30 protein-coding genes are annotated in these 26,915 nt (G+C 68.3%); 14 read left to right on the forward strand and 16 right to left on the reverse strand.

Annotated elements, in window-relative coordinates:
* Nucleotides 1-155: 155 nt before the first annotated feature.
* Nucleotides 156-1,385, forward strand: coding sequence for a HEAT repeat domain-containing protein (locus tag ACZ60M_RS16740; RefSeq protein WP_465418984.1), 1,230 nt, complete (start codon nt 156-158; stop codon nt 1,383-1,385).
* Between the two features lie 22 nt (nt 1,386-1,407).
* Here the strand turns inward: ACZ60M_RS16740 and ACZ60M_RS16745 are convergent, their stop codons facing one another.
* Both ACZ60M_RS16745 and ACZ60M_RS16750 read right to left on the reverse strand, forming a co-directional pair.
* Entirely contained in the window at nt 1,408-2,280 is an 873-nt protein-coding gene (locus ACZ60M_RS16745; protein ID WP_465418986.1) for a class I SAM-dependent methyltransferase, read from the reverse strand.
* An 86-nt stretch (nt 2,281-2,366) separates the two neighbouring features.
* Nucleotides 2,367-3,074, reverse strand: coding sequence for a sensor domain-containing protein (locus tag ACZ60M_RS16750; RefSeq protein WP_465418988.1), 708 nt, complete (start codon nt 3,072-3,074; stop codon nt 2,367-2,369).
* 161 nt (nt 3,075-3,235) lie between these two features.
* Between ACZ60M_RS16750 and ACZ60M_RS16755 the strand changes: the two genes are divergently transcribed.
* Nucleotides 3,236-3,730 carry a hypothetical protein gene (locus tag ACZ60M_RS16755; protein WP_465418990.1) on the forward strand — a complete coding sequence of 165 codons (495 nt, stop codon included), beginning with the start codon at nt 3,236-3,238 and terminating at the stop codon, nt 3,728-3,730.
* Between the two features lie 112 nt (nt 3,731-3,842).
* On the opposite strand, the gene ACZ60M_RS16760 is transcribed toward ACZ60M_RS16755, so the two are convergent.
* From ACZ60M_RS16760 to ACZ60M_RS16770, 3 genes are all read right to left on the reverse strand, one after another.
* Complete coding sequence (locus ACZ60M_RS16760) at nt 3,843-4,253, reverse strand: hypothetical protein (protein ID WP_465418991.1); 411 nt, start codon at nt 4,251-4,253, stop codon at nt 3,843-3,845.
* Nucleotides 4,254-4,703: 450 nt separating this feature from the next.
* Nucleotides 4,704-5,438, reverse strand: a complete 735-nt coding sequence (locus ACZ60M_RS16765) for a DUF7873 family protein (RefSeq protein ID WP_465418993.1) — start codon at nt 5,436-5,438, stop codon at nt 4,704-4,706.
* 103 nt (nt 5,439-5,541) lie between these two features.
* Complete coding sequence (locus ACZ60M_RS16770) at nt 5,542-6,054, reverse strand: hypothetical protein (RefSeq protein ID WP_465418995.1); 513 nt, start codon at nt 6,052-6,054, stop codon at nt 5,542-5,544.
* A 286-nt stretch (nt 6,055-6,340) separates the two neighbouring features.
* Here ACZ60M_RS16770 and ACZ60M_RS16775 point away from each other — a divergent pair, with 286 nt between their 5' ends.
* A complete protein-coding gene (locus tag ACZ60M_RS16775) occupies nt 6,341-7,078 on the forward strand; it encodes a hypothetical protein (protein ID WP_465418997.1) in 738 nt (245 codons plus the stop codon).
* Nucleotides 7,079-7,085: 7 nt separating this feature from the next.
* Here ACZ60M_RS16775 and ACZ60M_RS16780 read toward each other — a convergent pair whose 3' ends face one another.
* Together ACZ60M_RS16780 and ACZ60M_RS16785 are read right to left on the reverse strand one after the other, a co-directional pair.
* Nucleotides 7,086-7,640 (reverse strand): hypothetical protein, encoded by a 555-nt coding sequence (locus ACZ60M_RS16780; RefSeq protein WP_465418999.1) that lies wholly within the window; start codon nt 7,638-7,640, stop codon nt 7,086-7,088.
* Between the two features lie 187 nt (nt 7,641-7,827).
* Nucleotides 7,828-8,523: a GNAT family N-acetyltransferase gene (locus ACZ60M_RS16785; RefSeq protein ID WP_465419001.1), complete on the reverse strand. Its 696-nt coding sequence runs from the start codon at nt 8,521-8,523 to the stop codon at nt 7,828-7,830.
* A gap of 227 nt (nt 8,524-8,750) precedes the next feature.
* Between ACZ60M_RS16785 and ACZ60M_RS16790 the strand changes: the two genes are divergently transcribed.
* The 6 genes from ACZ60M_RS16790 to ACZ60M_RS16815 are packed head-to-tail and all read left to right on the forward strand — an operon-like array spanning nt 8,751 to nt 11,141.
* Entirely contained in the window at nt 8,751-9,083 is a 333-nt protein-coding gene (locus ACZ60M_RS16790; RefSeq protein ID WP_465419003.1) for a hypothetical protein, read from the forward strand.
* Complete coding sequence (locus ACZ60M_RS16795; protein ID WP_465419005.1) at nt 9,076-10,008, forward strand: hypothetical protein; 933 nt, start codon at nt 9,076-9,078, stop codon at nt 10,006-10,008. Before ACZ60M_RS16790 ends, ACZ60M_RS16795 begins: the two co-directional genes overlap by 8 nt.
* Before the next feature lie 8 nt (nt 10,009-10,016).
* Nucleotides 10,017-10,307, forward strand: coding sequence for a YbaB/EbfC family nucleoid-associated protein (locus tag ACZ60M_RS16800; RefSeq protein WP_465419007.1), 291 nt, complete (start codon nt 10,017-10,019; stop codon nt 10,305-10,307).
* Nucleotides 10,304-10,633: a YbaB/EbfC family nucleoid-associated protein gene (locus ACZ60M_RS16805; protein WP_465419009.1), complete on the forward strand. Its 330-nt coding sequence runs from the start codon at nt 10,304-10,306 to the stop codon at nt 10,631-10,633. The genes ACZ60M_RS16800 and ACZ60M_RS16805 overlap by 4 nt, the downstream gene beginning before the upstream one ends.
* A gap of 8 nt (nt 10,634-10,641) precedes the next feature.
* Nucleotides 10,642-10,821 (forward strand): hypothetical protein, encoded by a 180-nt coding sequence (locus tag ACZ60M_RS16810; protein WP_465419011.1) that lies wholly within the window; start codon nt 10,642-10,644, stop codon nt 10,819-10,821.
* Nucleotides 10,818-11,141: a hypothetical protein gene (locus ACZ60M_RS16815; RefSeq protein ID WP_465419013.1), complete on the forward strand. Its 324-nt coding sequence runs from the start codon at nt 10,818-10,820 to the stop codon at nt 11,139-11,141. Before ACZ60M_RS16810 ends, ACZ60M_RS16815 begins: the two co-directional genes overlap by 4 nt.
* Before the next feature lie 3 nt (nt 11,142-11,144).
* On the opposite strand, the gene ACZ60M_RS16820 is transcribed toward ACZ60M_RS16815, so the two are convergent.
* A complete protein-coding gene (locus ACZ60M_RS16820; RefSeq protein WP_465419015.1) occupies nt 11,145-13,454 on the reverse strand; it encodes a hypothetical protein in 2,310 nt (769 codons plus the stop codon).
* Between the two features lie 187 nt (nt 13,455-13,641).
* Between ACZ60M_RS16820 and ACZ60M_RS16825 the strand changes: the two genes are divergently transcribed.
* The 5 genes from ACZ60M_RS16825 (at nt 13,642) to ACZ60M_RS16845 (ending at nt 17,199) form a co-directional block, all read left to right on the forward strand.
* Nucleotides 13,642-14,022 carry a hypothetical protein gene (locus ACZ60M_RS16825; RefSeq protein ID WP_465419017.1) on the forward strand — a complete coding sequence of 127 codons (381 nt, stop codon included), beginning with the start codon at nt 13,642-13,644 and terminating at the stop codon, nt 14,020-14,022.
* 200 nt (nt 14,023-14,222) lie between these two features.
* Nucleotides 14,223-14,675, forward strand: a complete 453-nt coding sequence (locus ACZ60M_RS16830; RefSeq protein WP_465419019.1) for a hypothetical protein — start codon at nt 14,223-14,225, stop codon at nt 14,673-14,675.
* A 97-nt stretch (nt 14,676-14,772) separates the two neighbouring features.
* The gene (locus tag ACZ60M_RS16835; RefSeq protein ID WP_465419020.1) at nt 14,773-15,744 is read left to right on the forward strand and encodes a hypothetical protein; all 972 of its coding nucleotides are present in this window, start codon (nt 14,773-14,775) and stop codon (nt 15,742-15,744) included.
* Between the two features lie 334 nt (nt 15,745-16,078).
* Nucleotides 16,079-16,882: a hypothetical protein gene (locus ACZ60M_RS16840; protein WP_465419022.1), complete on the forward strand. Its 804-nt coding sequence runs from the start codon at nt 16,079-16,081 to the stop codon at nt 16,880-16,882.
* The gene (locus tag ACZ60M_RS16845; protein ID WP_465419023.1) at nt 16,879-17,199 is read left to right on the forward strand and encodes a hypothetical protein; all 321 of its coding nucleotides are present in this window, start codon (nt 16,879-16,881) and stop codon (nt 17,197-17,199) included. The genes ACZ60M_RS16840 and ACZ60M_RS16845 overlap by 4 nt, the downstream gene beginning before the upstream one ends.
* Nucleotides 17,200-17,319: 120 nt before the next feature.
* Here ACZ60M_RS16845 and ACZ60M_RS16850 read toward each other — a convergent pair whose 3' ends face one another.
* The 8 genes from ACZ60M_RS16850 to ACZ60M_RS16885 all read right to left on the reverse strand — a co-directional run bounded on the left by ACZ60M_RS16850 (nt 17,320) and on the right by ACZ60M_RS16885 (nt 26,879).
* Nucleotides 17,320-17,931, reverse strand: coding sequence for a hypothetical protein (locus tag ACZ60M_RS16850; RefSeq protein WP_465419025.1), 612 nt, complete (start codon nt 17,929-17,931; stop codon nt 17,320-17,322).
* Nucleotides 17,928-18,461 carry an RNA polymerase sigma factor gene (locus ACZ60M_RS16855; protein ID WP_465419026.1) on the reverse strand — a complete coding sequence of 178 codons (534 nt, stop codon included), beginning with the start codon at nt 18,459-18,461 and terminating at the stop codon, nt 17,928-17,930. The genes ACZ60M_RS16850 and ACZ60M_RS16855 overlap by 4 nt, the downstream gene beginning before the upstream one ends.
* A gap of 145 nt (nt 18,462-18,606) precedes the next feature.
* Nucleotides 18,607-19,329 carry a hypothetical protein gene (locus ACZ60M_RS16860; RefSeq protein ID WP_465419028.1) on the reverse strand — a complete coding sequence of 241 codons (723 nt, stop codon included), beginning with the start codon at nt 19,327-19,329 and terminating at the stop codon, nt 18,607-18,609.
* 49 nt (nt 19,330-19,378) lie between these two features.
* The gene (locus ACZ60M_RS16865; RefSeq protein WP_465419030.1) at nt 19,379-20,029 is read right to left on the reverse strand and encodes a hypothetical protein; all 651 of its coding nucleotides are present in this window, start codon (nt 20,027-20,029) and stop codon (nt 19,379-19,381) included.
* Between the two features lie 327 nt (nt 20,030-20,356).
* Nucleotides 20,357-21,523, reverse strand: a complete 1,167-nt coding sequence (locus ACZ60M_RS16870) for a M23 family metallopeptidase (protein WP_465419032.1) — start codon at nt 21,521-21,523, stop codon at nt 20,357-20,359.
* Nucleotides 21,520-22,059, reverse strand: a complete 540-nt coding sequence (locus tag ACZ60M_RS16875; protein WP_465419034.1) for a hypothetical protein — start codon at nt 22,057-22,059, stop codon at nt 21,520-21,522. The genes ACZ60M_RS16870 and ACZ60M_RS16875 overlap by 4 nt, the downstream gene beginning before the upstream one ends.
* A gap of 3 nt (nt 22,060-22,062) precedes the next feature.
* The gene (locus ACZ60M_RS16880) at nt 22,063-23,991 is read right to left on the reverse strand and encodes an MFS transporter (protein ID WP_465419036.1); all 1,929 of its coding nucleotides are present in this window, start codon (nt 23,989-23,991) and stop codon (nt 22,063-22,065) included.
* Nucleotides 23,988-26,879 carry an ATP-binding protein gene (locus tag ACZ60M_RS16885; protein ID WP_465419079.1) on the reverse strand — a complete coding sequence of 964 codons (2,892 nt, stop codon included), beginning with the start codon at nt 26,877-26,879 and terminating at the stop codon, nt 23,988-23,990. The genes ACZ60M_RS16880 and ACZ60M_RS16885 overlap by 4 nt, the downstream gene beginning before the upstream one ends.
* Nucleotides 26,880-26,915: the final 36 nt, after the last annotated feature.

Consider the following 26,915-nt stretch of genomic DNA (forward strand, 5'->3'; position numbering starts at 1 on the left):
GACTACGATTTATGCCCCGGCACCCCGCATGCGGCCTGTTGCAAGGCGCCGTCGATCCCACGTCGAGGCCGCGCGCGGCGCCCGGGGCAGCGCGCTGCCCCGCGGAGCCGTACCGAGAAGTCCCGCCAGCAACGCTTCTACACGAGGTTCGACGTATGGCGAACGCCAATGCAGTGCAGCTTTGGACCATCCGCTTCTCCGCCGCGCTCGCCCCCGTGCCGGTGGTCGAGCTCCTAGCCGTGAGCCGGATCTGGGGCTACGGCCTCCTCTACCCCGCGCTGGCCGCGACGTGGGCGACCGGCCTCTGGCAGCGCCGCCGCCAGCTCGCCCGCATGCGCGACGAGCCCGACCCCGCACCCGGCAAGGCGCGCTTCTGGGGTGACGCGGGGCCGGACGAGGACCGGTTCGAGCCCGCCATCGGGGACGCCTACCGCTCGCCGGTAGCAGTCGCCGAGCCTTCCGGCGCCGCCCGCTTCGGCGAAGCTCGCGAGCCGTCAATTGGCCCCTTCGGCGACGCTTGCGAGCCGTCAATTGGCATGGCCGTCGTGTCCGTGCCGCACCAGCGCCGCGACCGCGCCATGAGCAACCTCGTCGGCTCCATCAAGAACGAGTCGATCGACGCCGAGCTGCGCATCCAGCTCATCCAGGACCTCGTCGACCTCGGCGGCAGAGACATGGCCATGCGCCTCTCACCTGTGGCCCGATCGTCCAATGTGGATGTAGAGGTGCGGCTCGAAGTCGCCGAGCACATGGGGCGCTTCAGCATCGAGGACGCCGCCCGGGCGCTCGAAGCCATCGCGGCCGACGCCACTGTCGACGCCAAGTACCGCCTGGACGCCGCCAACGCCCTCGTCGACTGCGCCGCCGGACCCGCCGGGATCGCCCTCATGCAGCTCGTCACCGACGAGACCTTGAGTGAGTACGTGCGCCACAGCGCCGCCCACGCCCTGCGCGACGTCCACGCCTCCGCCGCCGCGATGGCCCTGCGCCACTTGGCGAACGCGCCGCACATCGCCGTGCGGCTGCGGATCATCTGCGCCGAGCAGCTCGCCGACGACAGCGTCATCGACGCCGAGAACGCGCTGTGGCGCATCGTCAAAGGCGTCGAGTCCGTTATGGACTTCCATCTCGGTATCGATGCGGCCGAAGCGATGTTCGGGATCAGCCCCGACGTCGGCATCGAGGCCTACTCGGTGCTCGCCTCCGACGACTGCTTCCACTGGTTCGGGCGCATCGAGGCCGCCTACCGGCTCGGCCGGATCGGCCTGCGTGACGGCTACGACCTGCTGAGCGACTTCGCGCGCGCCGACCACGTACCGGAGGTCTACGCGCGCGCCGCGCTCGAACGGCTCTTCCAGCTGGAAGTCGACTCCGGGAACGAGTAGATCGCTAAGGGCCGCAGGGCTTTTAGGGTTTGACGGCGACGAAGTACGTGTCGATCGCCAGATGGTGGAGGTCCCGGCGGCGGCCCAGCCAGTCCGGGCCGTCCTCGTCAAGCAGCCGCGCCCACACGGCGTTGTCCTCGTCGCTGAGGAAGTGCTCGAACCAGCCCACCCTGGTCCGCAGCGACTCCAACGCGTGATCGAGGTCCGCGCCCTCAAGCGGGGCCGGGGTCGCGTTGAGCTCATTGACCTCGCGCACCCCGGTCAAGCCCGCGCGTTCCAGCGCCAGGTTCCAGCCGTATTCCAGGGGCGTCGACCCGTGCTCGACGCCTTCGCCTTCGAGGCGGCGCGAACCGGCCTCGATGAGCCGCAGCTCCAGACCCGGCCGCCCCACGCCCACATGCCAGGGCAGGTACTGCGGGGCGGTGCCGCCCTCGCCGATCGCCAGCCGCCCGCCCGGCGCGAGCAGCCCCGCCAGGTTCCCAAGGGCCGCTTGCGGATCGGAAGCGTGGTGGATGACGTGCCCGGCCCACAGCAGGTCGGCCGGCGCCCCGACGGCCGCCGCGAGCGCGCCAGCGTCGTCGACCGACGCCTGCGCCGCCCGCACCCCCGCACCGGTCTCGGCCGCGCGTTCACGCACGAGGTCGAGCATCGCCGGTTCCGCGTCCACCGCCACGACCTGCGCTTCCGGCAGCGCCTCGGCGAGCGCGAACGCCATCGACGCCGCCCCGCACCCGATATCGGCGACGACCCGGTCCCCTGGGGTCGCGAGCTGCCCCGCGAGCCGCCGGTACTTCGCGGCCTCGGCCGCCGCACGCGCCTTGAACCGGGGCGCGGCCTCGGCGAAATCGAACGTCGCGGTCTGGTCGCCGTGGTGGTGCCCGTGGTGTGCTGCCATGCGCCCCAACCTATCACTGTTGAAAACCGTTCCCGACACGAAAAGACCGGGCGGCCGCGAGGCCGCCCGGTCTCCTGAAACTTGGTTTATGCGGCCAGGCGCTCCTGGACGCGGGTCACCTCGGCGTCGAGCGAAGCGGTGCGCACCGGGCCGTGGTGCGGCGCGTCCGACTCCGAGAGCGAAGCCAGCAGGCCCTTGCCGAGCGCGGCCTGCGTCAGCGCGAAACCGCGCACCACCAGTGGCAGCAGCAGGGCCATCACCAGGCCCCCGAGGACTGCCAGCACCGAACCGGCGAGGTACGAGTCGCCCCAGCCCAGCCAGCGAGTCGCGTACTCCAGGCCGTCGCTGCCGTCCACCGAACGCTCGATGATCCACGCGTACAGCGGGTAGAACAGCGTCGCCACGGTCGCGACCCACCAGCTCAGGGCCACGCAGAACCCGGCGACCGCGAGCGGGAAGTTCACCAGGCCCCACAGGAGGTTCAGCCACGACTGCCCGTCGGTCAGCGGCGTCAGGTAGCGGCGCAGCGCCGAAGCGCCCTCGGGCGCCCGCTTGTAGTGCGGCTTGCTGATCGGCTGCCGCAGGACGGCCCCGAGCTGGCTGCGCCCGGCGGCGGCGAGGCCGCGCATCGCGAACAGGGTCGCGGCCAGGAGCGGCACGCCGACCCAGACGACGGCGGTCCCGATCCCGGCGGCGAAACCGGTGACGGTGATGACGAACGCGGGAAGCGCGATCGGAAACGAGGAGAGCAGGTACGCGGAGTCGGCGCCGAGCTGCTTGAAGATCTTGTTCATGGAGTCAATTCTGGTCGCCGCAGGGCCTTGCAACGACCCTGCGAGCAGGCATTTCACCGGTAGGGACAGCCCTACCGGCGTACTCGGGCCTGCCCCGGCCCGAGCGATTGCCGAGCCCGTTTTGAGGTGTTTTCGAGGTTCGCGGGGGACGCTCGCTCGCTATGAGATCGATGCTTTCCCAATCGGCGCGGGTCGGCTGCGTCGCGGCCCTGGCCGCGCTCGCGCTGGCCGCCTGCGGCGAGGACACGGCGTCGAGCGAGGACACGGCGGCGACCGCCGAGGACCCGCTCGCCGCGTACACCGCCTGCCTCACCGAGCAGGGCATCGAGCTGCCCGAGGACTGGACGCCGTTCGGTCAGGGCGGCATGCTCGGCGAGATGCCTACGGGCGAGATGCCCGCTGACGGCGAGATGCCGACAGGGGAGATGCCTGCGGATGGTGAAATGCCGACCGGCGAGATGCCCACCGACATGCCTTCCGGCGCACCCGCCGGGCCGGGCGCGATGACCGCCCCCGACGGCGTCGACGAGGCCGACTGGACGGCGGCCACCGAGGCCTGCGCCGACCAGCTCCCGCAGGGCGGCGGCATGCCCGGCGGTACCCCGCCCGGCCAGCAGGAGGCCACCGAAGAGACCACGGAAGGCACTGACGCCTAGGACTTTGCCCTTCTCCTCCCCGGAGGAAGCGGCGCCGGCAGCGCCATTCCCAATGCCGGCGCCGCTTTTCACTGCCCTGGCGGTGATCGGGTGCGCTTGTGGCACTTCGGGTTCATTCCCGGAACCACCACCACGGGCCGACGGTCCGCTGCGGAACCGGGATCGTGCGCAGAAGGAACAGTTCATCGAGCGGTTCGACGAGCCGCCGCAGTTCCTGCGCCTGGCGTTTCGGGAGCCGCCGCAAGGCGTCTTCGAGTGTCTCCCGATCGGGGCGCCAGCAGCACGGGCACGCGTGGTCCCCGCTGAGCAGGAACTTCCGGGGTCCGCGGACGCGGCTGCGCCAGTTGCGCAGCGCTGTCGCGATGCTGCCTATCTCGAAGGACGTGTCGGCGTTCTCCAGCCGTACCACGGCGGCCTGCAAGGCGCCTGAGGCGCCGTTGATGCGGGGGATCGGGTAGCTGCGCCGCCAAGCGTGTCGGCGGGGCTGTTCTGCGCGTAGTCGCGCGGGCTGCCTACGCGGCATAGCCCTTTCTGTTGTCGCTCATCGCGACCATTATGCCGCGGGAATGCCACAGAGGGAATAGGTGCGGCCCGGGTCGTTGACCTCGACACCGGGCCGCTATGTGCCGCATAGTAACCGCTGCGATCCGTGGTAGACGTTGAGTCTGCTGCTAGCATCGCGCTCTGCCATTGAGCTACCGCCGCATGTGGTGCGGCGGGAAGGATTCGAACCTCCAACTTCGATGTCCCAGAGGGACTACTCGCGGATACGCGCGGCGCGGCGAATGCTGAAGCTGGAGCGAGAGTCTCAGTTTTGGCGGTGAACGTGTGCCGATCGGCTGCGGCGGCTAAAGCCGCAGGGGACTCGATCCCCAAGTGTTCCCGCGTTCTGCTGCTTCTGAACTTCAATTTCAGCGTGTTTCGGCGCTAGTGCGCGCCACCCCTGTCGCTCAAACAGGGGGGTCTATGGGGGCTATTCGCCCAGGAGGTAGCCGAAGACCTTCGCGCCGATCTGCTCGTCGACGACCTCGGTCCCGTTGGCCTCCTCCCGCGCGAACTTGACGGCGATCTGGAGCTTCTCGAGCCGCTCGGAGAGCTGCACGACCCGCTTGGCGGGCGCGGAACCGGAGAACTTCACCGTCGTCCAGTACCCGACCGGGATGTCCTCGTAGTACACCTCGACCTGCGCCGGGTGCTCCTCGGTGGCTTCGGCCTTGACGTGGTTGCGCGGGATCTTCTTGGTGCGCACCGTCTTCACCGGGTCGGTCGCGAAGGCGTCGGAGGCGTCGTTGTACGTCCACGACTCGCCGGCGTCGAGCACGGGCAGCGCCTTCACGAACGTCTGCAGTTCGGCGAGCTGCTTCTCCAGGAAGAGAAGATAGGTGACGGGGACGTCGGCCAACAACACTTCACCGTCCACAGTGATGTCTGCGGTGGCGAGGGCGTTGGTGCGGTCCTTCGTGGCCGTGACGTCGAACAGCCGGGTCATCGCCGTCGAGACCTCGCGCAGCTGCTCCTCGACCCGCCGCTGCACCTTCGTCGACTCGGGCGGCAGCTGCTCGCCCTCCTCGTCCTTCGGCTGGTAGGTCCGGGAGATACCCGACAGCAGCGGCGCCTTGGCGAGCTCGCGTCCGGCGTCGCCGAGCGCACGCGCGGCTTTCGCCTTGACGCTCTTCTCGATCGCGATGATCTGGTTCAACTTGGTCACGGGGCAACCCTCACTTTCACGGTTCACCATAGGACCCTCGCGCCACCCTGGACAACACGTTAACGGCCGCCGGGCCGAAACCCGGCGGCCGCAACAAGATCCACTACTGGTTGCACCAGCGCTTGGAGTCCGCAGTGGACAGGAGGCCGATCATGATGGCCGCGATGGCGAGCCCGATGACCGCACCGGTGATGCTGCCTGCGGTGTTGGCCGCTGTGCTCTGCCCCGTCACCTCGATCTCCGGGGTGAAGAAGTACGACCCGAGGCTGATGACGACACCCACGGCCTCGAGGATGATCGCGCCCATGCGGGCACTCGACTTGCGCTTGGCGATCTGCACGGCGAACACGCCGCGCAGGACCGTCCAGAGCAGGACCTGCACGATCGAGCCGATCAGGAACGCCATGTAGGAATCGGGGATCATCGCGTCGCCCTGCTCTTCGAGCGTCATGAGGACGGAGTAGCCGAAGACGGCCGCGCCGCCGCCGCAGATGCCGAGGCCGAACATGATCCACAGGAGGACCACGGCGCCCTTGGTGGTGCCGGGCATCTTCTCGGGCACGGCGCCCAGCGGCGGGCCGGGCGGGGGAGCGGGAGGAGGAGGGGGGTAGCTCACGGGGGTGCTCCTAACGTGGGGCGGGACAAGGGGGTTGGGCATAGAGGGTGGGCATTGAGGGATGGTGTCGCTCATTGTAGTTGCATCAGTGCGATCCGGGGTACCCCGAAAACGCGACCGCTATGCACGCGTGGGCGAACGCGCAGCTCACCGCGGCGATGTTCGGCCCTGCCATGGCGGGGTACTAGTCTGAGCGGACACCGGGCCGCCCGAAATGACGGGTTCGTCGCGGTAAGCGCGGCGAGTGCGAACGCCGCGGGCGGTCGGCGGTCGGACGGAGGAGCAGATGATCACGCGATTGGCCGAGTCCCTCGGGTACCGGGTGCTCGACGTGGAGGACGGGGACGGGACCCTCTCCGTCGGCGGCCACGACGGCGCGAGCGCGCTGCGCGTCGGCTGGAAGCCGCTCATTGTCGAGGGCTACACCGGTTCCGGCTCGATCGACCGCTTCGCGATCCGCACCCGCGACGGCGCCTTCCGCGCCTCCCTGCGCGAGCTGCGGGAGCGCCTGCGCCACCCCGCCCGGGACACCAACCCCGTCGAGCTCGCCCGCCCGATCCTGCGGCTCCTGCAGCCCGGCCAGTACGGGGTCCGGATCTGGCGCGACGCGAACGTCCACATCGAACCGTTCGGCGAGAACGGCACCGCCTGGTGGTACCCGTACGAGCCCATCGGCACCGAGGGCACCGCCGTCATCCCCACCGACGCCTGGCCGCCCGCCGACGAGGCCGCCCTCGCCGCCTACGCCGAGGCCATTGAGGACAACGACCGCCCGCTCGCGGTGATACTCCGCTCCGAGCCGCCCGGCGACGAGCAGGACTGCGCCGCGTTCCTCATCGACGGCCACCACAAGCTGGCCGCCTACCGCCGCACCGGCATCAGCCCCCACTTCCTCGACATCGCCCGCCTCGCCGAGCGCCGCCCCTGCAGGCCCGCCGACCTCCGGGACGTCATCGCGGGCGACGAGACGCTCGAGCGGTCCGCGTCGAACCTCATGCGCTACTTGGAAGACCGCCACCACTGAGGCGGCGTCACCCCAGGACCAGTTGCGGCGCATACGCGATCGCGATGAACCGGATCGACCGCCCGACGAGGCACGCGGCGACGAACAGCGGCAGGTTGATCCGCGTCCCGGCCGCGTAGATGCTCGTCGCCATCAGCGGCGGCAGACCCGTGATGGCACTGAGCAGCAGGATCGGAGCGGCCAGCGCCGGGCGGTCCAGAAGCGCAAGGAGTCGGCGCCCGAAGGCCCAGAGCGGTGCGAGCGGCGCGCGGAGCCGTTCGCGCACGGCCACAGCGGGGCCCCGAGCGTCCGGATCGCCTGCGGCGCAATCCCTTCGACGTTCGCGCCTCGCCTCGGCGGCGTCGACCCAGGCGCGCAGCCGGGCCGAGTGCAGCGCCCCGCGCACGCCCAGGAACAGGGTGGTCTTGCCGATCGTCTGGCCTACCGCGGCCGCGACGCCGAGCGCGATCGGGCTGTAGTCGGTGGCGGCGGCGAGCGCCAGCAGGTAGGGCTCGACGGGGGTGACGGGGAAGAACGCCGATACGAGCGCCGTGAGCGCGGCCGTCAGGCACGCGGCGATCAACGCGGCCCCCGCCGCGCACCATCGCGGGAGCCGTTGGGGGCCTTGGCGACTGGGGCGGGAGTGGGTTGCTCGATCATTCCAGGTTCGGGTTCGCTCGCGGGGGTGTGGCTTGGCGCACTGGGAGCGACTGTAGTGCACGAACGCGCCCGCCGGTACCCCCACCGGGGCGCGGCCGGGGGTCAGCGGCTCACCGGTTCGTGATGCTGCGCGCCATGGGGATGCCGCCGTCGCGGTCGATGGCTTTGAACAGGGCCTTGGCGTCCCAGTCGTTCGGGCGCGCGCCTTCGGAGGATTGGAGGTACGCCTCCATGAACGTGCGCAGCGGCTTGCCCGCCAAGCGGTCCGGGCGTTCGGGCGTGAACGCGGGGTCGGCGTGGAGGACGAGCAGGAGCATCCCGCGCACGCGCCGCGAGGCGCTGCCGATGCCCGGCTGGAAGTACGGGAGGTCGAGGGCGCGCGCGCCGTGCTGCTCGTAGAACGCGAGGCGGCGGCGCGGGTCGCCGTAGGCCTCGTGCATGGCCGGGGCGTCGGGGTTCTCGATCTCGGCGACGATGACGCACGGGTCGTACCGTTCGCGCCAGGCGTCCATCGCGTCGTGGAGGAGCCGCCCGCCGAGGCCGTGCCCGCGCGTGCCGGGGTCGACGGCCAGGTAGGTGAGGATCTGGACGCGGGAGGTCGCCGACCAGCGCCCGAAGGCCGCCCCGGCGGGTTTGCCGGCGTCGTCGACGGCCACGAGGAGGCTCCCGAGCCCGGCCTCCAGGGTCTCGGCGACGCTCGCCTCGCCCTCCAGTTCGGCGGGCGGGAACGCGGGTACCAGGACTTTCCGGTACACCTGGTCGAGCAGTCCGCCCGGCCGCGTCTGCTCCATGATCCGGTACTTCATCCCGAGCCCCTTCCCGTCGCCGGGCGGGCCCGGCGGGTCGAGTATCGCAACGCGCGCGCGTCCAGGTGGCCGGTTGCGAGTACTCGTCCTTCCCAAATACCGGGACGGTCTTGCATGGCCGCCCTACGGTGTGATGAACGACGCAAGAAGCTCGTCCGAACCCCCGACGGCCAGCCCTGCGACTCGAACCGGACCGCGACGGACGGCGTTACCCCACAAGGAGACGCATGACCTCAGTACCGACCAGCACCGACTGCAACCCCGGAGACATCAGGGCCGAGGGCGAACGGCTGAAGGAGCTCGCACCCCAGTACGGCACCGTCGCGGACTACGCCTCCGAAGCCGACCCCGAGTGGTACGTCTGGGGCACCTACGGCATCGCCCTCGCGCAGCTCTACTTCGCCAGCGCCGACCGCATCCAGGAGATCCTCAAGGAGTTCGCCCCGGCCGCCGAAGGCCTCGGGCAGCGCTTCATCGACTGCGCGAACGACTACGAGGACGCCGACGGCCAGTGCCGCGACGACCTCGACGGGATCGAAGGGGACATCCAGTATGTCTGACCCCGTGGTCGACTTCTCCGACGCGCCCACCAAGTCCGACTGGGGCGAGGCCCCTGACGGCGGCGTCTTCCAGGACCCCGGCGGCAACGCGAAGAAGCAGCTCGAGAACATCCCCGTGGGCGGCAACGTCTACAAGTTCGGCAAGGCCGCAGTGGACCTGGTCGACCCGCCGCAGGAGTACTTCGACGGCGAGTGGTGGGAGATCCTGCTCAACTCCATTCAGCAGATCGCGAAGATGGGCGAGCAGATCCTCGAAGTCGTCGGGGTCGTCAGAGGCGTCCTGTCGGCCAACCCCGGGGACATCATCGGCGTCCTCGCCGGCGCCCTCGCCAAGAGCGTCCTCAGCTTCCTCATCTCCACCATCCAGCCGATCCAGGACCTCGTCGGCATCCTCTACGGCAACCCCGCGCGCCTCGACGAGTCCGCGAACATGTGGAAGGCCGTCTCCGAGAACATGACGGCCCTCGCCGACGAGATCGGCCCCGACCTCGAGGCCGCCTGCAACGACTGGTGCAGCAAGGCCGGAGCGGGCGCGACCGTGCGCGGCTCCGACCTCATGCAGACCACCCAGTTCGCCGCGACCAGTTCGATGGGCCTGCACGACTTCCTCCTGTGCTACAAGGACCTCGCGCAAGGCGTGAACGACCTGGTCCTGCAGGTCGTCTCCGACGTCGTCGCGGTCGTCATCGCCGCCCTGGTCGAGGCCGGAACCAAGGGCCCCTTCGCGATCCCGTTCATCGCCGCGGACGTCGCGATCCTCATTGCCAGCTACGTCATGCGCCTCATCCAGCTCGCCACCCAGGTCGCATGGCTCATCATCGAAGGCGTCGGCCTCATGAACGCCATCAAAGAATGCTTCGAGAAGGCCATGGAGGTCCTCGAAAAGCTCGCGGGCTACAACCCGAGCCCCCCGATCGTCGTATAGGAGCACCCGTGCCGCCACTCGGACCGATCGACCCGGAGGCCATCGCGGCCTTGGCAAACGACGTCTCGTGCACCGCACAGGACACCGACGCCCTGGTCAAGGCGACCGCGGGCCCGCGCGGCCGGATCGATGAGATCACGGTCGCGCCCGAACTCCACGACGCGGGCGCCGAGACCGCCGCCCGCGAGATCCTCGCCGTCGTCACCGCCGCGCAGCGCCTCGCCGACGCCGAGTTCAACCAGCAGCTCCAGCAGCACATCGCGGCGTTCACGGCGAGCGCGGAAGGCGGCCCCTCATGAGCGACGGCAGACCCCTCGGCGGGCCCGCGGACCCGCACGCGCTCCTCCAGCGTCTGGAGGCGATGCGCGTCGAGACCGAGCAGAAGATCGCGCGGCTCGAGCAGACCAGGGCCGCCATCGCGACCGTGGAGGCGACCGCCGCCGACCCCGAAGGCACGGTCACCGTCACCGTTGGACACGACGGGTACATGAAGGCCCTGACCATCGGCCCGTCCGTCGGCCCGCAGGGCTACCGTCGACTCGGGCCCGCGATCATCGCCGCGCTCGCGGCGGCCCGCGAGCAGCTCACCGAGCAGATGAGCCCCTACCAGCCGCGCAACGGATAAGGACCCGCATGCACCCGTCGCAGATCCCGCCCGAACGGCTCGCCGAGCTCTACGGCAGGGTGGTCACCCCCGAAGAGGCCGGGCGGCACTACCGCCGCCACGGCTGGATCCTGGCCGCGGGCCTGTGGACGCTCGTCCTCATGAACCTCGCCGGGCTCATCCTGTTCCGCGCGTTCGGGTCCGCGTGAGCGCGCGGAGGGGGCTGTCCCCGCGGCAGGAGGCCTGGCTGCGCGACCCGCGCCACCCGGTCCACAACGGACTGAGGCTCCACCCGCTGCCGAACCTGATCGCCACACGGCAGGAGCACCCGGATCCGGGACGCCGCCAGCTGCGCATGTCGCTGTGGATGCTCAAGACCGTCATGTGGCCGCACCTCTCAGCGCTGCAGCGGTTCCTCATCTGGTCGGCGCTGGCGGCGCTGGTCCTGATCGTGGTCGCCGGGCCGTTCCTCATCGGCCCCATCGGGTGCGAGATCGAGGACGGCCGCAGGGTCTGCGGCCCCGAATAGCGCTCAGCGCCTGCCGCGCGCCCGCCGGAACAGCGCGGCCGGGGCCTTCACGATGCGCAGCACCGTCGACCAGACACCGTAGTACGAGACCCACCGGCGCATCACGTAGACGACCGCCCAGAGCGCGACGATCCCGGTGACCACGCTCCACCCCATCGGCGTCCACAGGCCGGCCGCCTGCCAGATGCTGATCGCGGCGCACACGCTCAACGCCGACACTGCCGCCGTCAGCGAGTCGCGGATGCGCTGCTGCCGGTCTGATTCCCACCGCTGCAGCGTCGCCTCCGACTGGTCGGCCATCACCTCGCCCAGCCCCGCCTCGAACGTCTCCAACTGCTCGTCCACGCCGCTCACCGACAAGAGGCGCCGCAGCGCGGCCGCGTTCGAAGGGGACCGCAGCAGCGACGGCGAGTGCAGCAGCGAGATCACCTGCCGCGTCTCGCTCTCGAACCCCAGCATCCGCGTCCGCGACGCCTTGATCGCCTCCAACTGCGCCGACCGGTCCGCGCCCGGCGTGTTGTACGCCGCGATGTACTCGGTGACGCTCGCCCGGTAGCTGTCCAGCTGGTGGTTCCACGCCGCGAGCGTCCCGCTCAGGCACGCCGTGAACTCCGCGACCGCCTCCAGGTCCCCCGAGATGAAGTTCGGGGCGTCGAGCGCGGCGATCACCGTAGTGTTCTCCGTGGAGATCAGCAGGTCGCCCTGGTTGCGCTGGTTCCAGATCTGACGGCTGTGGTCGTCAGCCAGCCGCACCCAGTCCCACAGGGACTCTTTGGCATCGGGCGCGGCGTGCAGCAGCACCGACGACCCCGTGAGGGCCAGCAGCCGGTGCCCGTCGCGCACCATCTCGCTGCCGCCGTTGCCCACGTGCGGCCCGAACTCGTGCTTCCGCACGCTCGCCCGCAGCACCCGAACGAGCACATGCGATCGTCCTCTATGGATCTCGATAGGCGCGGCGTGCTTGCGCCGCTTCCCTTCCGTCTCCGAGTCCGCTTCGAGCTGCACCGGCAGCTGCTTCAGCAGCAGGTCCCGGGCGAAGCGCGACAACCGGTCCCAGGTCCGGCTCGAATCCCCGCACGTCACCTCGATCTGCCCGTGCTCGCGCGCGGCCCGGAACATCGCGGCGTGCAGCTCACCCGGGTACACGTCAGTGAGCGTCCGCTCCAGCCGCAGGCAGTGCACGCCCATGGGGGAGAACCGGACCGAAGCCGACAGCTCCTCCACGGTCTCCTCATCGACCCGCAGCCGCACCTTCGGCAGCGCCATCTCCATCCCGTCGAACCGTTTGTCCGTCTCCAGGCGCGGCTCCCAGATGTCCGCGTGGTACGTGAAGTGGTCGAGGATCGCTGTGGGCCGCACCAGATCCGGCAACCCGCCCACCTCGAACGAATGCCGCAGCCGCGACGTGACCGCCTCGTAGTCCAGCCCGGTCACCCCGAACGGGAACAGGTACACGATCCGGCCCTCGTCCACCCGCATCCACCGGTTGTCCGCCTTCTGCAGCCGCTCCAGCGCCTGCCGGTGCGCGTTCAGCTTGCTCAGCTCGACCGAGGAGAACGGCCACGAGTTCGCAAGGCGCTGCAGCTCCTTGCCCATCGCGTACTTCCCCGAAGCTCCATTAGAGACCGACACGAGCGCCCGGTAGGCCCGCCGCAGCACCAGGTGGTACTCGTGCCTGACCCCGACCTCCTCCCGCACGTACCCCGCGACAGGATCGGCAAGGCCCTCGGTCTCGTCGAGCACCGCCGCGAAACCGTCCACGACCTCGTCCAGCGCCCGCTCGTACCGCAGCCGCGACCCGGTCTTCAACCGGTCCTCCAGCAGGATCTCGGCCCGCACCAGGTCGCACAGCCGCAGCGCCAGCGCCACCGACTCGTCCGGCGCGTCCTCCAGGCCCCACAGCTCCCGCACGACCGCCGCGAACCGGATCATGCACTTGGTCAAGAGGTCCACCCGGTACGTGTGGTTCCACGCCCGCACCGAACCGTGGTGCACCCAAAGGCACAGCAGCGCCCGGTCCAGACCGCTCCTGGTCCTCGCCGCCTGCGCCGCGAACTCCGCCCCCGCCAGCGCCAGGAACGTCTCCTCGAACTCCGTCCCGCCCTCGGCCCCGATCTCCGATTGCAACCCGTTCCACACGAAGCAGTCCCGCAGCGCCCGCGTGTCCACCCCGCGCTCCCGCAGCCGCGCCTCGATCCGCAGGTGCACGCCCTCGTCCCTCGCCCCCAGCGACACGTCGAACACGTCATCGTCCGGTCCGCTGCGCGCCAAGGGAACCGCCGCAGCGGCCGGGGACTCCGAGGGGGTGCTCATACCGTCACAGCCTAGGGCGGCGCCGCTAACGCACTAGCGCGCGACAGTCGTACGCAGCGGTGACGCTTCGGAGGCGAACGGTTGCCCGCCAACGGAAGAATCACAAGATTCTGCCGATTGTGGACTATTCAAGTATGCCTATTTAGATTGGGACGGAACGTCATCAGACGACTCCGAAGGAGAGATCATGCGCAAAACCTGGCTTACCCGCCTCGCGGTTTCCGGCGCGGCCGTGGCTTCGGTCGTGGGCCTGTACGCGGCTCCCGCCTCTGCGGCCACCAACAAGGTGCTCACCGACTCCCATGGCACGTTCACGTTCATCGACGACGGCGACGTGTTCAAGATCTGCGACGACAAGGCCGACGGCCACGGCGTCACCGGTCAGCTCATCCTCCGCTCGGGTGTCGACGGCAGCCGGGAAACGGTCCTCACCGTCACTGACGGCGGCGACGACGGCTGCGACAGCGCCGGATTCAACATCGGCAACTGGCACACCTACCGCATGGTCTACTGGTGGGACGGCGACAAGACCGGCACCATCCAGACCAACGAGTGGTTCAACGAGTAGACGGAACGCGAAGTCAGCCGCACCTGGCGTCGGCTGAACCGATCCCCAAGGCCCTGGCCGCTGCGCGGTCGGGGCCTTTCGTGCTCCCGAAGCCCTCAAGCATGGAATTGAACTTGTTCAAGAAGATGCTAGGCTCGGTGCAGTGAACTGAACATGTTCAGTTCACTGCGCACCCAACCCGACGAGGAATCGACTGCACCATGACAGCAGCGCCCCACCACCCCGGCCAGCCCCCCATGGACTTCCACCCCGCCGCCTACCTCTCGCAGCCGCCCCGGCGTCGCGGACCGAGCCTCGCCACCTGGCGCCTCATCGCCATGTGCTTCTTCATCTGGCCCGCAATCTTCGCCACGGCCGTCATCGGCACGTTCCTCGTGGCCGCGATCCTCTACAACGACCCGGGCGGGCCGCTCTTCTGGCCGCTCGGCTGGATCGCGTCGGGAGTCCTGTATTCGCTCGTGGTCGGCATCCCACTGGCGATCTGCGCGCACCGTCGGCACTTGGCGGTCCGGCTCATCCCGGCCGTCGCTCCGGTGGTCGGGCTCATCTCGCTCAGCACTCTCCTGGGCGCCTGGGTCATCCCGGCTGCGGCGGCCGTCGCCCTCTCTATCTTTATCGAGACGGCAGCCCGGCCCCGAACGCGCCGCAACTAGCGATGGCCGACCCGGCCGCGGAGGACGCTCGATCTTTGTTCCGCGAGCCGACCGCTTCTGGTTGAGGTCGGTGGGTCCGGTCCAATAGGGTGAGGGCATGGGTAGGTTGTTCCGGCGTGTCGTTCGCACCGCTCGTCGCTCGCGCCGTGGTACGGGCGCGTCGACCGTCCGCAGCGCGGACGGCAAGCAGTATCGAGTAGTCGCGGTCGACGACCACAAGGACACCGAGTTCGCCGACCCCCCAAGGAAATGGGGCAGGGTCGGCGTCATGGCCGCGGCCTGGGTCGTCGCTCTGTCCCTGGGAGCCTGGGTGGCCCCGGGCTTCGCAGCGAGCGGCAACCCGGAGAACGTCGACCCGCGAGACGAAGCCGCCACCGATGCGAACGGGGCCGCGCTGCGCTATCTTCGCTACGGCTCTAATGAAGATCCTGATCGAGCCAGTGCGGCGCTGTGCGAGGACGCTTCCCCTGAGCTTGCGCCCTCGGATCTCGACGCGATTCGCGACTCCTACTCCGATGACCTCGGCGGGATCACGGATATCGACCTCGACATAGGCGACCCGGTCCCGAGTTCGGACGGCATCGCGCTCGCGAGCACGGTCTTCTATATCTACAAGGGCAACCAGCGCAGCGAAGACTTCATTGTCACCGTCCAGGAAACGGATGGAACCTACTGCGTTTCGAACGCGGTTCAGGTCGAGGACGAGGAACCCAGTCCGGGGGAGAGCACGGGTGAGGCCGTTGACCCCAAGACTCTTGCCACCGAATTCATGCGGTCGATGGTCGTCGATCGCGAGCCGCAGGTCGCCAGCGGCTTTCAATGCGACTCTTATACGGGCACAACGCCTGTGGAGCTGGATGCGGCGATCACCGAGTGGTCGACGACGAACGGCGAAGCCACCGCTTTCCTCAACGGGCTCGAGCAGAATGAGTCCTCAGAGACCTCGATCACGACCTTCGACGTCGAAGTGAAGCTGAAGAGCGGCGCGATCGAGGAAGACTTCGCATTTACTGTTGGGGTTCAAGGAGATTGCGTTGCCTCGCTCGCGGGAGGAGATGGACTCCTCTGAATGTCTCAGAAGGTAGGTCCACTTGAGACTTCGCGACACGCCGGAAGTGGCGGTTGACAAACGGGGGAAGTTCGCTCACCATTTGGTCAGCGCGTCCCCGCACTTCCGGTTGATCCGCGTGTGCGAGGTCTAGCTACTAACTGAACATGGCAGTGATTCGACTGCCGCCCGGTGGCCCACTAGTCGCCAAACAAGTACCACCGGGCGGCCCCTTAAACCAGAGGAGCAAGCTCCCTTGGCAACTACGACCATACTCGATTTCGGGCTGCCCGCAAACAGCCATTCCGGGGCGAACCAGAACCGTCGACCGGGCGTTCCCGCATACCTTGAGCAGGTGGTTTACGCCGCCGCAGTCGACCCGAACTCACCCGGCGCGTACCGCTACGACCCCGATTCCTCCGACCCGACCATCCCCGAATCGGACCCGCGATCCCCGCGCTACGAGCCCCCGCATCTGCGGCACCGGCCCGGCGACACGTGGATCATCGACCGCGACCGCCCGCACGATCCGCTCGACCCCGGCCCGTTCGGGTCGCCGGAGTGGTGTCCCGACAACAGAACCGGCCGCCACCGCCGAGGCGAACTGCCCGACGCATCCCCTGAACCCGAACCCGTGCAACCCCGATCCGAGCGCGCGAACCGACCGTCACCCGGCCCCACCCCCGAAGGGGCCGAAGGGCGTCGCCCGACTCCCGGGCGCAGCGGCAACGAGCCGCCCGAGCCGCCGGTGCGTCACCGCCGCCGGTTCTGGGAGGACGACAACGAAGACCGCTACGACTTCGGCAAGCTCCGCGAGGATGCCTGGACCCGCTTCCTGGTCGGCTCGCAGGAGCTGTACCACGCACACTTCATCGCTACGACCACCTTCGGTGACCGCTGGTTCCAATTCTGGGTTGCCCTGCGGGCCTTCCTCTTCCGAGTGCTCGGGATCGACAGGGCGGAGGAGTTCACGGTCATCGAAAGCCCGACCGTGCCGCTCCGAACTGTGGCCGCTCCGGCCAAGGCGTCAACGCGCCCGCTGCTGGCTGGAGTGCCCTTCCAAGGGCCGCAACGAACCAACCCCATCAGCCCTTACCTGGGCAACTGGGAGCGACATTTCGATGAGCGCCAAGCGTTCCGCGAGGCGGTGGTGCTGTGAGCTACGAGTTCGTTGAACCGCGACACGCGGGCGCGGTCGAAGAGGATCTGGACGGCCTGCATTTCGCGGCCGTCATCGGCGGGCGGAGACTCTACTTCGCGGCATTCCCTTCCCAAGCGCGCTTTCGCATCACAATGGCGCGGGCATGGGAGCTGAAGACCGAACCGCTCGGATCGGTGATCCGGCTCGACACCGACGAGCCGGGCCTGAGGGTCTGCGCCCCAATGGAAGTGGAGTGGGCCAACAAGCACGCGGAGAAAATTATCGCCGAAGCCGTGTCGGTCTGGAAATCCATCGCGAGCGGCTGCGAAGCTTGAGCGGGGAATTAGAGGCAGGTCGGCGCACCGCGGTGGGGCAGTGCGCCGACCTTTTCATTATCCAAGTCTTCAAAGTCCGAGTTGCACCGGTCCTTGCCGCCCAACGGCTCTAGGGCTTCGTCATCCCGCGTCGCCCGGATGCTCCTCCACCTCGACGGTGCTGCCGCCCTCCTGGAACTGGGGCGGGCATTCGGTCGTGGCGGCGGCATCGAGGTACTGCTGAATCTCCGCGACTCGCGAGTCAAGGTAAGTGCCCCGGTAGACGGCCGGTGAAAGGTCTTCTCGCCGTGGAACTTCCAGTAGCACGCGATCGTCGGCTTGGAGGGCGCTCGCAGGATCGGACACCCCCGGGTCAGGCATCTCCAACTCCACGAGGCCCAGGGCATCACCCGGTTTGAGCGGCTGTTCCACCTCGAACTTCACGATGACGCGGTCATCGGCATCGGCCGGCTCGACCGAGACGATCGTGCCGACCGCAATGAACTGCGAGCAGGCGATGTTCTCAGCTTCGTTGAGGCTGTGGACAAACGGCTGCTCGCTGTCGTCACCCCCGTTGAAGTCGACCGTGAAGAGGATGAACCCGCCGAAGGCCATGAAGACGGCCGCGAGCGCCAGTCCGGCGATCAATCCGCCGGATGGTCGCTTTCGAGTGCCTGCACCGGCTTCGTTTCCGATCAAGTTGACCGCTCGACGCAGATCCGACTCGGTCGGTTCCGACTTCTTGTCCGTCATCGGATCTCCTCCGTGTTGAAGCCATTCCGAAGTGCGGTGACGGCCGAGTTCAATCGGCTTTTCACCGTACCTTCAGGGATCTCAAGCAGCGTCGCGATGTCCCGGACCGGCAGATCGACATAAAACCGCAAGGCCACCACCTGCCGTTGGAGGTCCGTCAGGAGGTCCAGGCGGGCAGCGACCGCCAGAGCGAGATCGCGCTCCTCCTGCGGGTGGGCCGGTGGTCGCTCGGCCCATCGGGCGGCCAGCCGATCCCGGAGTCCGTTGTCTCGGTTCCGGGAGCGATGCCAGTCAGCCGCTACTCGGGAGGCGACGACCGAACTCCAGGCACCGTGGTTTCTGATTGATTCGGCTGCTTGCCCCGAACTGGCTTGCAGGAGTTTCAGGCGAACTTCCTGGAGCGCGTCATCGAGATCGTCCCAAGGCACGCCGCCGAGGGCGAGCACCGCGCGAACGCGCGAAACGTCCTGCTGGTCGGTGAGGAGCGAGGTGCCGCGATCGGCCTTCTTCGCGCTGCGTGGTCTTGCCATGGCGGTCTCCTCCTCACTGTCGATACCTATGACGGGGAAGTCGGTCAAAACGTTCGGGGCTAGGCCCAATTGTTTTCCGCGCTTGGGGCAGCCGGTCTCCAAATCCGGCACCGGCTGCCCCAAGCGCAGCTACTTCAACTGAAGGTCAGCCACAGTCGGAGGTCGCAGCGAGCGCGTCGATCTGAGCTTCAGTCGCCACAGGTGTGGCGGCTTCAAGCTCGCTGACCAAGGCATCGGCTGTCTGACCGGCGACCTGTTCTTCTAGTCCGAGGGCGGTCTCCTCAGCTGCGGCAGCCGCGAATTGCTCTGCGCTCTGGATTTCGCCCTCCAGCTCGCCGTTGCCGAGCGTGGCGTCGTCGAAGGGGATCTCAGATCCTTCGCCGAGGCCGCGCCACTGGGCGGGTTCGGATTCGCCGTCTTCGCAGCGCTCCACCTCCCAGCGGATCGCCATGACATAGGTGTGGCCGACCTCGACTCGCGGCCGCTCGTGCAGCGCCATTTCCAGCGGTGCGGCGGTGTCGCCCTCGACGAACTGTGCGCCGATCGCGGTGTACTCCCAGGTGGCCGGTGCTTCCATGAGGGCGCCCTCGCGCGACCAGAGCACCTCGGAGACTTCGAGCGTCACGGTGCGGCCGATGAGGCCTTCGCCGCGATCGAGTTCAATCTGTGTCGGAGGGACTGCAGTTTCGGCGACCGCGTTCACCACGACCACATGGTCGGCGTAGGTCACCCAGTCAGCGGCGGTCTCACTCGGCAGGTGGTCGGCGCCTTCGACCATCACGACGCCGGGTTCGGGAAGGACCGTCTCGGGAGGTCCCGGGGCGGCGAGCCCGGCGATCGCGAGTCCGACGGCTCCTGCTGTGACCATTACCGTTCCAGCGGAGACGATAAGGGGAATTCGCTTCATTGTCGTCTCCCTAGTACTCGTTGTTGATGTTCTCTTTGTTGTTGGCTCCAAGTGCGGTGCTGGAGCCGACTGGAGTCTGCATGCAACCCAACTGGCTGTCGGTGTTGGATCTGATCGGCGAGGAGACGTTTCCGTGGACGAGGCCGACCGCATGGCCGGTCTCATGGCAGGCCAGGCCGCGTGTGTAAGAGCCGGCGCCGCGGATCCGCACGAACTGCTGGTCGCATTCGTCGAGGTTCACGGCGTTGTTGCACCATGTCATGCCGTCAAGCCCGGAAGGGATGGCTTCAGAGCCCTCTTGGTAGATGATGTCGGTCTCGGCGCTTCCGGAGAACGAGGGCGTGGAGTCGTATGACACCGAGAGATCGGTCGGGTTGTAATCCGAGGACATCGTCTCGCGGACGTCGTCCTTGTCCGGCGTCTCGAGTTCGAAGTCGCCGCCGCTGTCCATGTAGTAGGTGAGGGTGGCGTTGTCGGTGCGGCAGGTGGACTGTCGGGCGTTGGGTTCTTCAGAGAAGCACCCGGAGTTGGCGTACTGAGTCGGGTACATGTTGTCTGTGTAAGCGGCCCAAGCGATCCCGGCGGTAGCCGCCAGGACCACGAGCACCACGGCGCAGAATCCGACGATTCTCGCGGCCGTCTTGTCTTCGAACGCTGTCAACAACGAGTTCTCCTGTCTCTTCGAGGAGTCGGGCCGCGTATGCATGCGGCCCGATGGGGGTATTGGAGATGGGAATCGAGGGCAGGCACGATGAACACCGCCTGCCAGGCGCGAGGCAAACGGCAGGTGGTCAGAGGTTTCGTACTTGTGGGGTACGGGGGTGTAGGGGAGCGGTTTCACTGCGCCGGAACGTATTCCGGCCCCGAGAGGAACGCAGGCTATTGAGCGAAATGGATTGTCGCAACGCTAACAGCGCGTGAACGCGCTGTCAATCACGATCCGTTTCTGAACGATGCCAACCTGCGATCGTCGTACACGGCCTCTTGACTATTCGAGGGGGGCGCCCATCTGGTTCATGAAGTCGATCGGGTCGACTGCGCCAGCGGGGGAGCGGTCGGCGTTCAGGTGCGTCTCGAAGTGGAGGTGCGGGCCGCTCGATCTGCCCGAAGAGCCGACATAGCCGAGGATCTGACCGGCCTGGACCACGTCGCCCTCCTTCACCAGCGGCGCTGATCCCATGTGGCAGTAGCGGGTCAGGTAGTCACCGGCGTGCACGATGTTGACGTACCAGCCGCACCCGGCTACCTCCGGAGACCCGTCCTGGTTGCAGGAGTAGGGCGCGCCGTAGAGGCTCGCGTTGCATTCGGAGGTGATCACGGTGCCCGCCGCAGCGGCCACGATCGTGGCGCCGCGCGGCGCGCCGATGTCGACGCCGTTGTGGGTCGGCCGCTCGGCGGTCCTGAAGCCCGAGTTGATCGGGCCTTCAACGGGAATCATCCAGCCCGAGGCGGAGAGTTCGCCCGGCTGCGTGCAGGTGCCGAGCTGCGTCGAGACGGCTGCAACACGCCCGCCGCCGCCGGTCAGGGTGTTGACGATCTCGGTGGCTTTCGGCTCGTGCTTGGCGTACGCATCGGGGAAAGCGGAGATCTGGACGCGCTGGGCCGCAACGGTGAGCGGCAGCGTCTCCCAGTTGTCGATGGTCACGAGCTTGTTGTAGAACTTCGTCGACGAATAGACCGGGTCGGTGACCTGTTCCGGTGTGCCCCAACCCGAAGACGGTCGCTGCTGGAACAGGCCCAGGGAGTCGTGGTCGTTCTGGTCGCCTAGGTGGCCGAGGTTCGTGAGCCGCGATTCCTGCATCGCGGTCGCGACCGCGATGATCCAGCCCCGGGCCGGGATCTCGAGATCCTGCCCGACGGAGATGATGATCGCGGCGTTCTTGACCTGCTCGGCGCTGTACGGGTCGATCGCAGGGAACTCGGCGTTCGGGTCGACCGTGGAGTTCGTGCCGCAGCCCGCGAGGGTCACGGTCCCGTCCTCGCCGTTCGACTGGTCGGACAGCAATTGCACGATCGAGACGACCGCACCGAGGCAGCAGACGGTGAGGACCGTGAGGGTCCACAGCAACGGCCGCAGCTTCTTGGGCACCTTGGGGGGCTTGGGGTCCGCCGAGCGTTCCTTCGCGGTCGCGTCGTCGTGGTCGATGCTGCTCATGACTGCTCCCAGTCGATAGCCGAGACCAGCCAGTCGAGGTCGGTCCAGTCGTTGGAGCCTTCAGTCATGGTGAGGATCAGCGTGCCCGTGTCCATCGGGATGTTGACCTCTGCGCCGTCCGGGACCGGTTCACCGGTGATGTCCTTGGCGGGCACCGAGACCGGGTCGACGCCCTGCATCAACTCGGCCTGGTTGTCGGTGAGGAACGGCGCGATCGAGCCGTACCAGCTGCTGGTGCCGTAGCCGTCCGGGTTGAGCCAGGCCTGGGCGAACTCGACCGAGCGGTCGATCGCTTCCTGCGGTAGTTCCTCTTCCGGGTAGCAGTCGTCGCCTTCGCAGTTCTCGGTCGCGAGGCCGTCGTCTTCAGTGAAGGCCTCGGAACTCGCTTCCGAGCTCGAGCCTCCGCTGCTGGAATCGGTTCCGTCGAGCGGGGTCTGGCGCCGCTGCGAGGCCAGGGCGATCACGCCCAGCACGAGGACCAGGATGATGACTACGATCCCATAGCGGGAGAAGATGATCCGGAGGGCTCGGTTCATCGGTCACTCTTTTCTCGAAGGCCGGTAGACCTCTCCACCACCGGAGCTTCCGCCACCACTTGACGTAGTGCCGCCGGTGCCGGCCGGTTGGTCGGCTCCCGTCTTCTGCTCGGGCAGGGTGTCAGAGCCGCTGCGCGGGGTGCGCACGGAATCGGCGACCTCTTCGGGCCGTGCGTCGTCGCGGCGGCGCGAAGTCCGTTCGCGCTCGCGTTCACGTTCGGCTTCTCGCTCGGTCTCGGTGGTGCGCCTGCCGAGGAGGGAGTCGGCCACGCCGCCGCCCGCGACGAGCCCGGCGATGCGTCGGCCGGGGCGTAGGAGCAGCCAGGCGGCGACGCCAAGGAGGCCAATGAGGACGACCTGAAGCCATACGGGCATTGCGGTGCCGAGGATTCGACTCGAAGCCCAGATGTAGATCACCGCTGCGAGCGAGAAGATCGCAACGTTGATGATCGCGCCGAGGACCGTGTTGACCAGGCGTTTGAACGGCCCACCGGCAGGGCGCAGGAGCGCGATCGTGCCGATGATCGGCAGGGCCACGATCGCGAACCGCACGATCATGAACCCCAGGATGATCAGGATCGAGGCCGTGAGGTCGAAGAGCGTGAAGAAGATCGCGGTCAGCAGAGCGAGGAAACCGGTGCCGGTGCGTTCCCAGGCGCGCTGGCCGCTGATGTTCGCGTAGGCCTCGGGGTCCTCGGTCTGGATCTGGGCGACCAGGTTCCGCCAGTTCTCCTGCTTCTCCTCGATGAGGTCGTTGCGGTAGGTCGGGGAGTCGTCCGCTTCCTCGGCCTCCTGCCAGGAGAACGCCGTAGCGGCAAAGAGCGCCGGACCGTACTTGTAGGCGGCGTTGGACTCGGTGACGATCGGGTTGCCGTCGGCGTCCTCGACGGGTTTGCCGTCGCGCTCTTGGAAAGTGACCTCTTCGCTCTGGCCGAGCATGGTCCGCAGCCAGTTCTGGTAGAGCACCTGACCGGCGACAGTGTCGGAGGCGACCACCGAGGCGTTGCGGGTGTCTATGCAGAAGTTCTCGCCGTTGAGCTCCTTGAGCTCGTCATAGCGTTCCTGGGTCATCCCGTTTTCACGGATGCAGCCTTCGACCTGGTCGTCGTTGATGAGCACCGTGCTGAGGTTCATGCCGATAGTCAGCGCCTGGTCGGTGTACTCGGCGGCCTTGACCGGCCAGCGCACCACTGCGGTGACGAGCACGAGGATGAGCACGGCCCAGGCCACCGTGGTGACCGCGTTGTTCATGTCGGCCTGCTTTGAGCGCCAAAGCAGGTAGAGGCCGATGAGACCGACCGTGACCGCACCGAAGACGGTGAAGATCTGGCGGTACAGGAGCTCGGTGCCCTGCTCCATGAACTCGTTGGACCAGCCCCACATGTTGTCGGGCTCCCATGCGGCCTGGCGCATCGAGTTCGCCGCGCCGACCGTGGCGATCGTCAGGTTGAACTCCATGTTCGCCAAGGCGTTCGCGGTGTCGGCGCCGTTGGGGATGGCGACCGTGTCTACACAGCCGCCGCCGATCGAGGCTTCTTGGGAGCCGTACATCGGGAGCTGGTAACCGGCGTAGCCGTAGCGGCTGTAGTTGCCGATGCCCTCGCTCTTGTCGAGGTCGCTCGGGTCGGCGAACCAGCCCGCCATGCCCGAGTCGGGCGAGGCCGGTTGGGGCGCGGCCTCGCAGGGAAGCTCTTGGCCCTTGGGCAGCTGCTCGACGCACTGGGACCACGCGGTGTGCCACTCGTAGTCCGTGCACCCCTCCGCCTCTGCCTGCGCCCCAGCCATTCCCGGCGTGAAAACCAGGGCACCGGCCGCCGCCGTCAAGGCGAGCAGGATGCGGCCGAGGCGTCCGGCCGCGCGCTTGGCGAGGCCGGGTCGTCGGTGCTGGTGTTTCGGATGTGCAAGGTCGTGATCGGCGGAGGGGTCGGTCACTTCGCCTCCCCGGGCGTGGTGTTCAGGTACTCGAGCAGGTTGCGGACCCAGCTGAAGTCGGCGCGGATGCGCTGGACGCGTCCGTCGACGTCGCGCATGACGAACTCGCGGTAGGAGAGCTTCTGCGTCTCGGCGGCGTCCACTTCAGACAGTGAGGCGAGGACGCTCTCGTACCCGACCCCCGTGGGCACGCGCAGCAGCTTCAGCGCCTCCTCGGCGACCTCGCGGTCCTCGGCGATGCGGCCGACGAAGACCGTGGAGACGAGGTTCTGCACGTCGAGCCCGAGGATGTCCTTCGGGTTCTGGCTCGCCACCAGCGCCGCGAGGTTCCATTTACGGGAGTCGCGGGCGAGGCGGACCAGGAACGAGCGGCCGGACTTCCAGCCCTCCATGAAGTGCGCCTCGTCGAGGCCGACGAGCTTGCGGCGGTGCATGTCCCCGCCGTACGCGCGGCGCACGGCGAGGCGGTGCGCGGTGTGGAGCATCGGCAGCGCCAGGGCCTCTTCAGCGCTCCAGTACTCGCGCTCGATCCCGAGGTCGGGCAGGCGCAGGCCGGACATCGTGATGACCGTGAGCGCGGTGTCGTCCTCCAGGACGCCCTTGTCGGGGTTGCCGAAGAACAGCTTCGCGAGCGGCATCTCGGCGGTGTCGAGCAGGAGCGCGGCGAGTTCGGCGCCGTCGCCGGTGACGTGGTCCTCGGCGTCCTGCAGGGTCTCGACGATGTCCTCGATCGTCGAGTCCTCCTCGGCCGGGACGTGCCGGGCCGCGTGGCGCAGGAGGCGGGCCGTGCTCGCCTCGCGCTGGATCTGCGGCGGCAGGAGCATCGCGCAGATGTCCTGCACGAGCATGCGCCTTTCGCTGCGGGCGTTGGAGACCGCGATGTCGTAGTCGCGCTGGCCGTCGGGCGAGTCGTCGAAGTGCTCGCGCCTGGGCGAGGGGATGAGCGCGTACGGCGCGAGCGTCCCGTACTCCGAACCCGTGAGGTTGAGGACCCGCGAGTACGGCTTGAGCTCGGGCATCTCGCACAGCCGCGCGAGCGGACCGGACGGGTCCAGGAGCGTGACCTGGACGCCGCGGCGGGCCGCGAGGTAGCCGATCGCGCCCATGAGCGTGGATTTGCCGCCGCCGGGTTCGGCGACGAAGACCGAGAGGCCGGACTTCTCGCGGACCTCGGTGGCGAAGTGCATGTCGAGGAAGACCGGGCGGCGGCACGTGCCCGCTGTGCGGCCGATGAGGTCCCCGCGCTGGTCGCCCACAGTGGACGCCGCTTGCGGGAGCGCGGCCGCGAAGAGCTTCACGGGCATGCGCCGCACGTACCCGGTCTGCGCGACCGGTTCGCCGGGGATGAACTCGCGGGCGAGCCAGTCCTGGTTCTTCGGGTGCTGGAGGCTGATGCGCATGTCCCGCTGGTACATCTGCATGAGCGTGCGGGCGCGCTCCAGGCACTCTTCCTTGGTGTCCGCGGTGACGGCGATGCGGTGCCAGCCGTGGGCGCGCGCGGCGTCGATCGGCAGGCCGGTGGTCATCTCGTCGCCGACGCCGAGGGCGCGTTCGGCGAGGCGCTGGAGCTCCGGCGGGGCGTCCATCGCGTGCTCGTCGTAGTCGCGCTGCTGGCTGCGGATGAGGCGCAGGCGGTGGTCGAGGTCGCGGAAGGCCTCGCCGGGGCCGAGGATGTCGATGCGGCTGGAGATCTCGACGGGCCACGGGCAGCGCTCGTGGAAGTGCAGCCACGGCTCGTGGCGCTGGGGGATCTCCAGCTCCTCCATGCGGCCGACGGTGAGGACCGCGGTGTGCTTCTCCTCGCCGGTGAGCCGGTTGACGAGCTTCACCGTGGAGCCGTACGGGCTGCGGTAGCGCTCGATCGACTCGGTGAGGGCCAGGACGTCGCCGGACTCCCACTCGCCGTTCGAGCCAGAGAGCAGGCGCGGCGGGGCCATGCCGAGGGCCACCGAGCGGTAGACGAGCCATTCGAGCTCGGCGGTGGTGGCGCGGCGGGCGCGGACGCCGAAGGAGCCGAGGACCTCGTCGAACTGGAGGCTGCGCTTCTCGATCTTCTCGCGCTCGGAGAGCTTGGTGCCGCGGCCGAACATGCGGCCGACCTTCTCGCCCAGCTGGTCGAGGGCGCCGCGGCGGCTGAAGGTGATGCCGAGGAACGTCTCGCCCTCGGCGTGCGAGAGCTGCTGCAGGTGGCGCTGGGCGGCCACGAGGTGGTCGGCCCAGCTAGTGCCGCCGGGGACGGTGCGCAGCGGGCGGGCGGTGTACTGGTCGACGGTGCGGGCCCACTGGTCGGCCGGGAACGGCCGGGTGGTGCGGCGCAGGTGGACGCGCATGCCCGCGAGTCCGGCGAACTGCTCGGCGATGGCGACGATGAGCGCCTCGCGTTCGAGGTCGGGCCGGAAGGACCAGCGCACGCCGGGCAGCTTGTACCAGGCGGTGACCGAGGCGGGCGTGAACGTGGCGTGCCCGGCGATCTCGGTGAGGCTCAGCTCGCGGAGCGGCTGCTTCTCCTTGTCGCGCGGCAGCGGCTTGACGCGGGTCGGCTTGTGGTCGGCGGTGTCGAGCAGCGCGGCCTCGGCGCGGGCCTGCTTGACCGGGACGAGGTCCTGGCCCGGCACCCTTTGTGCACCCTTTTGTTCAGCTGCTGTACGACCTGTGGAAACATTCCCGCGCCGCTGGTCAACAGCCTGTGGATAACTCTGCCCCTGCTGTGGATAACTTCCGTTGTGCTGTGGATAACCCTGTGGATTTCCGCTGGTGGGAGCCTGTGGGTACCGCTGTTGATATCCCTGTGGATAACTCCCCGGATTCTGTGGATAACCCTGGGGATAACCCTGTGGACGACCGGCCGCGGGCGGCGTCATCGACGCAGGTGGCGAGGCGTGTCGCATCGGGTCTACTGGGGACGGTGTGGCGGCCGGGCCCGG

The sequence above is a fragment of the Glycomyces sp. NPDC050141 genome (assembly GCF_055586545.1).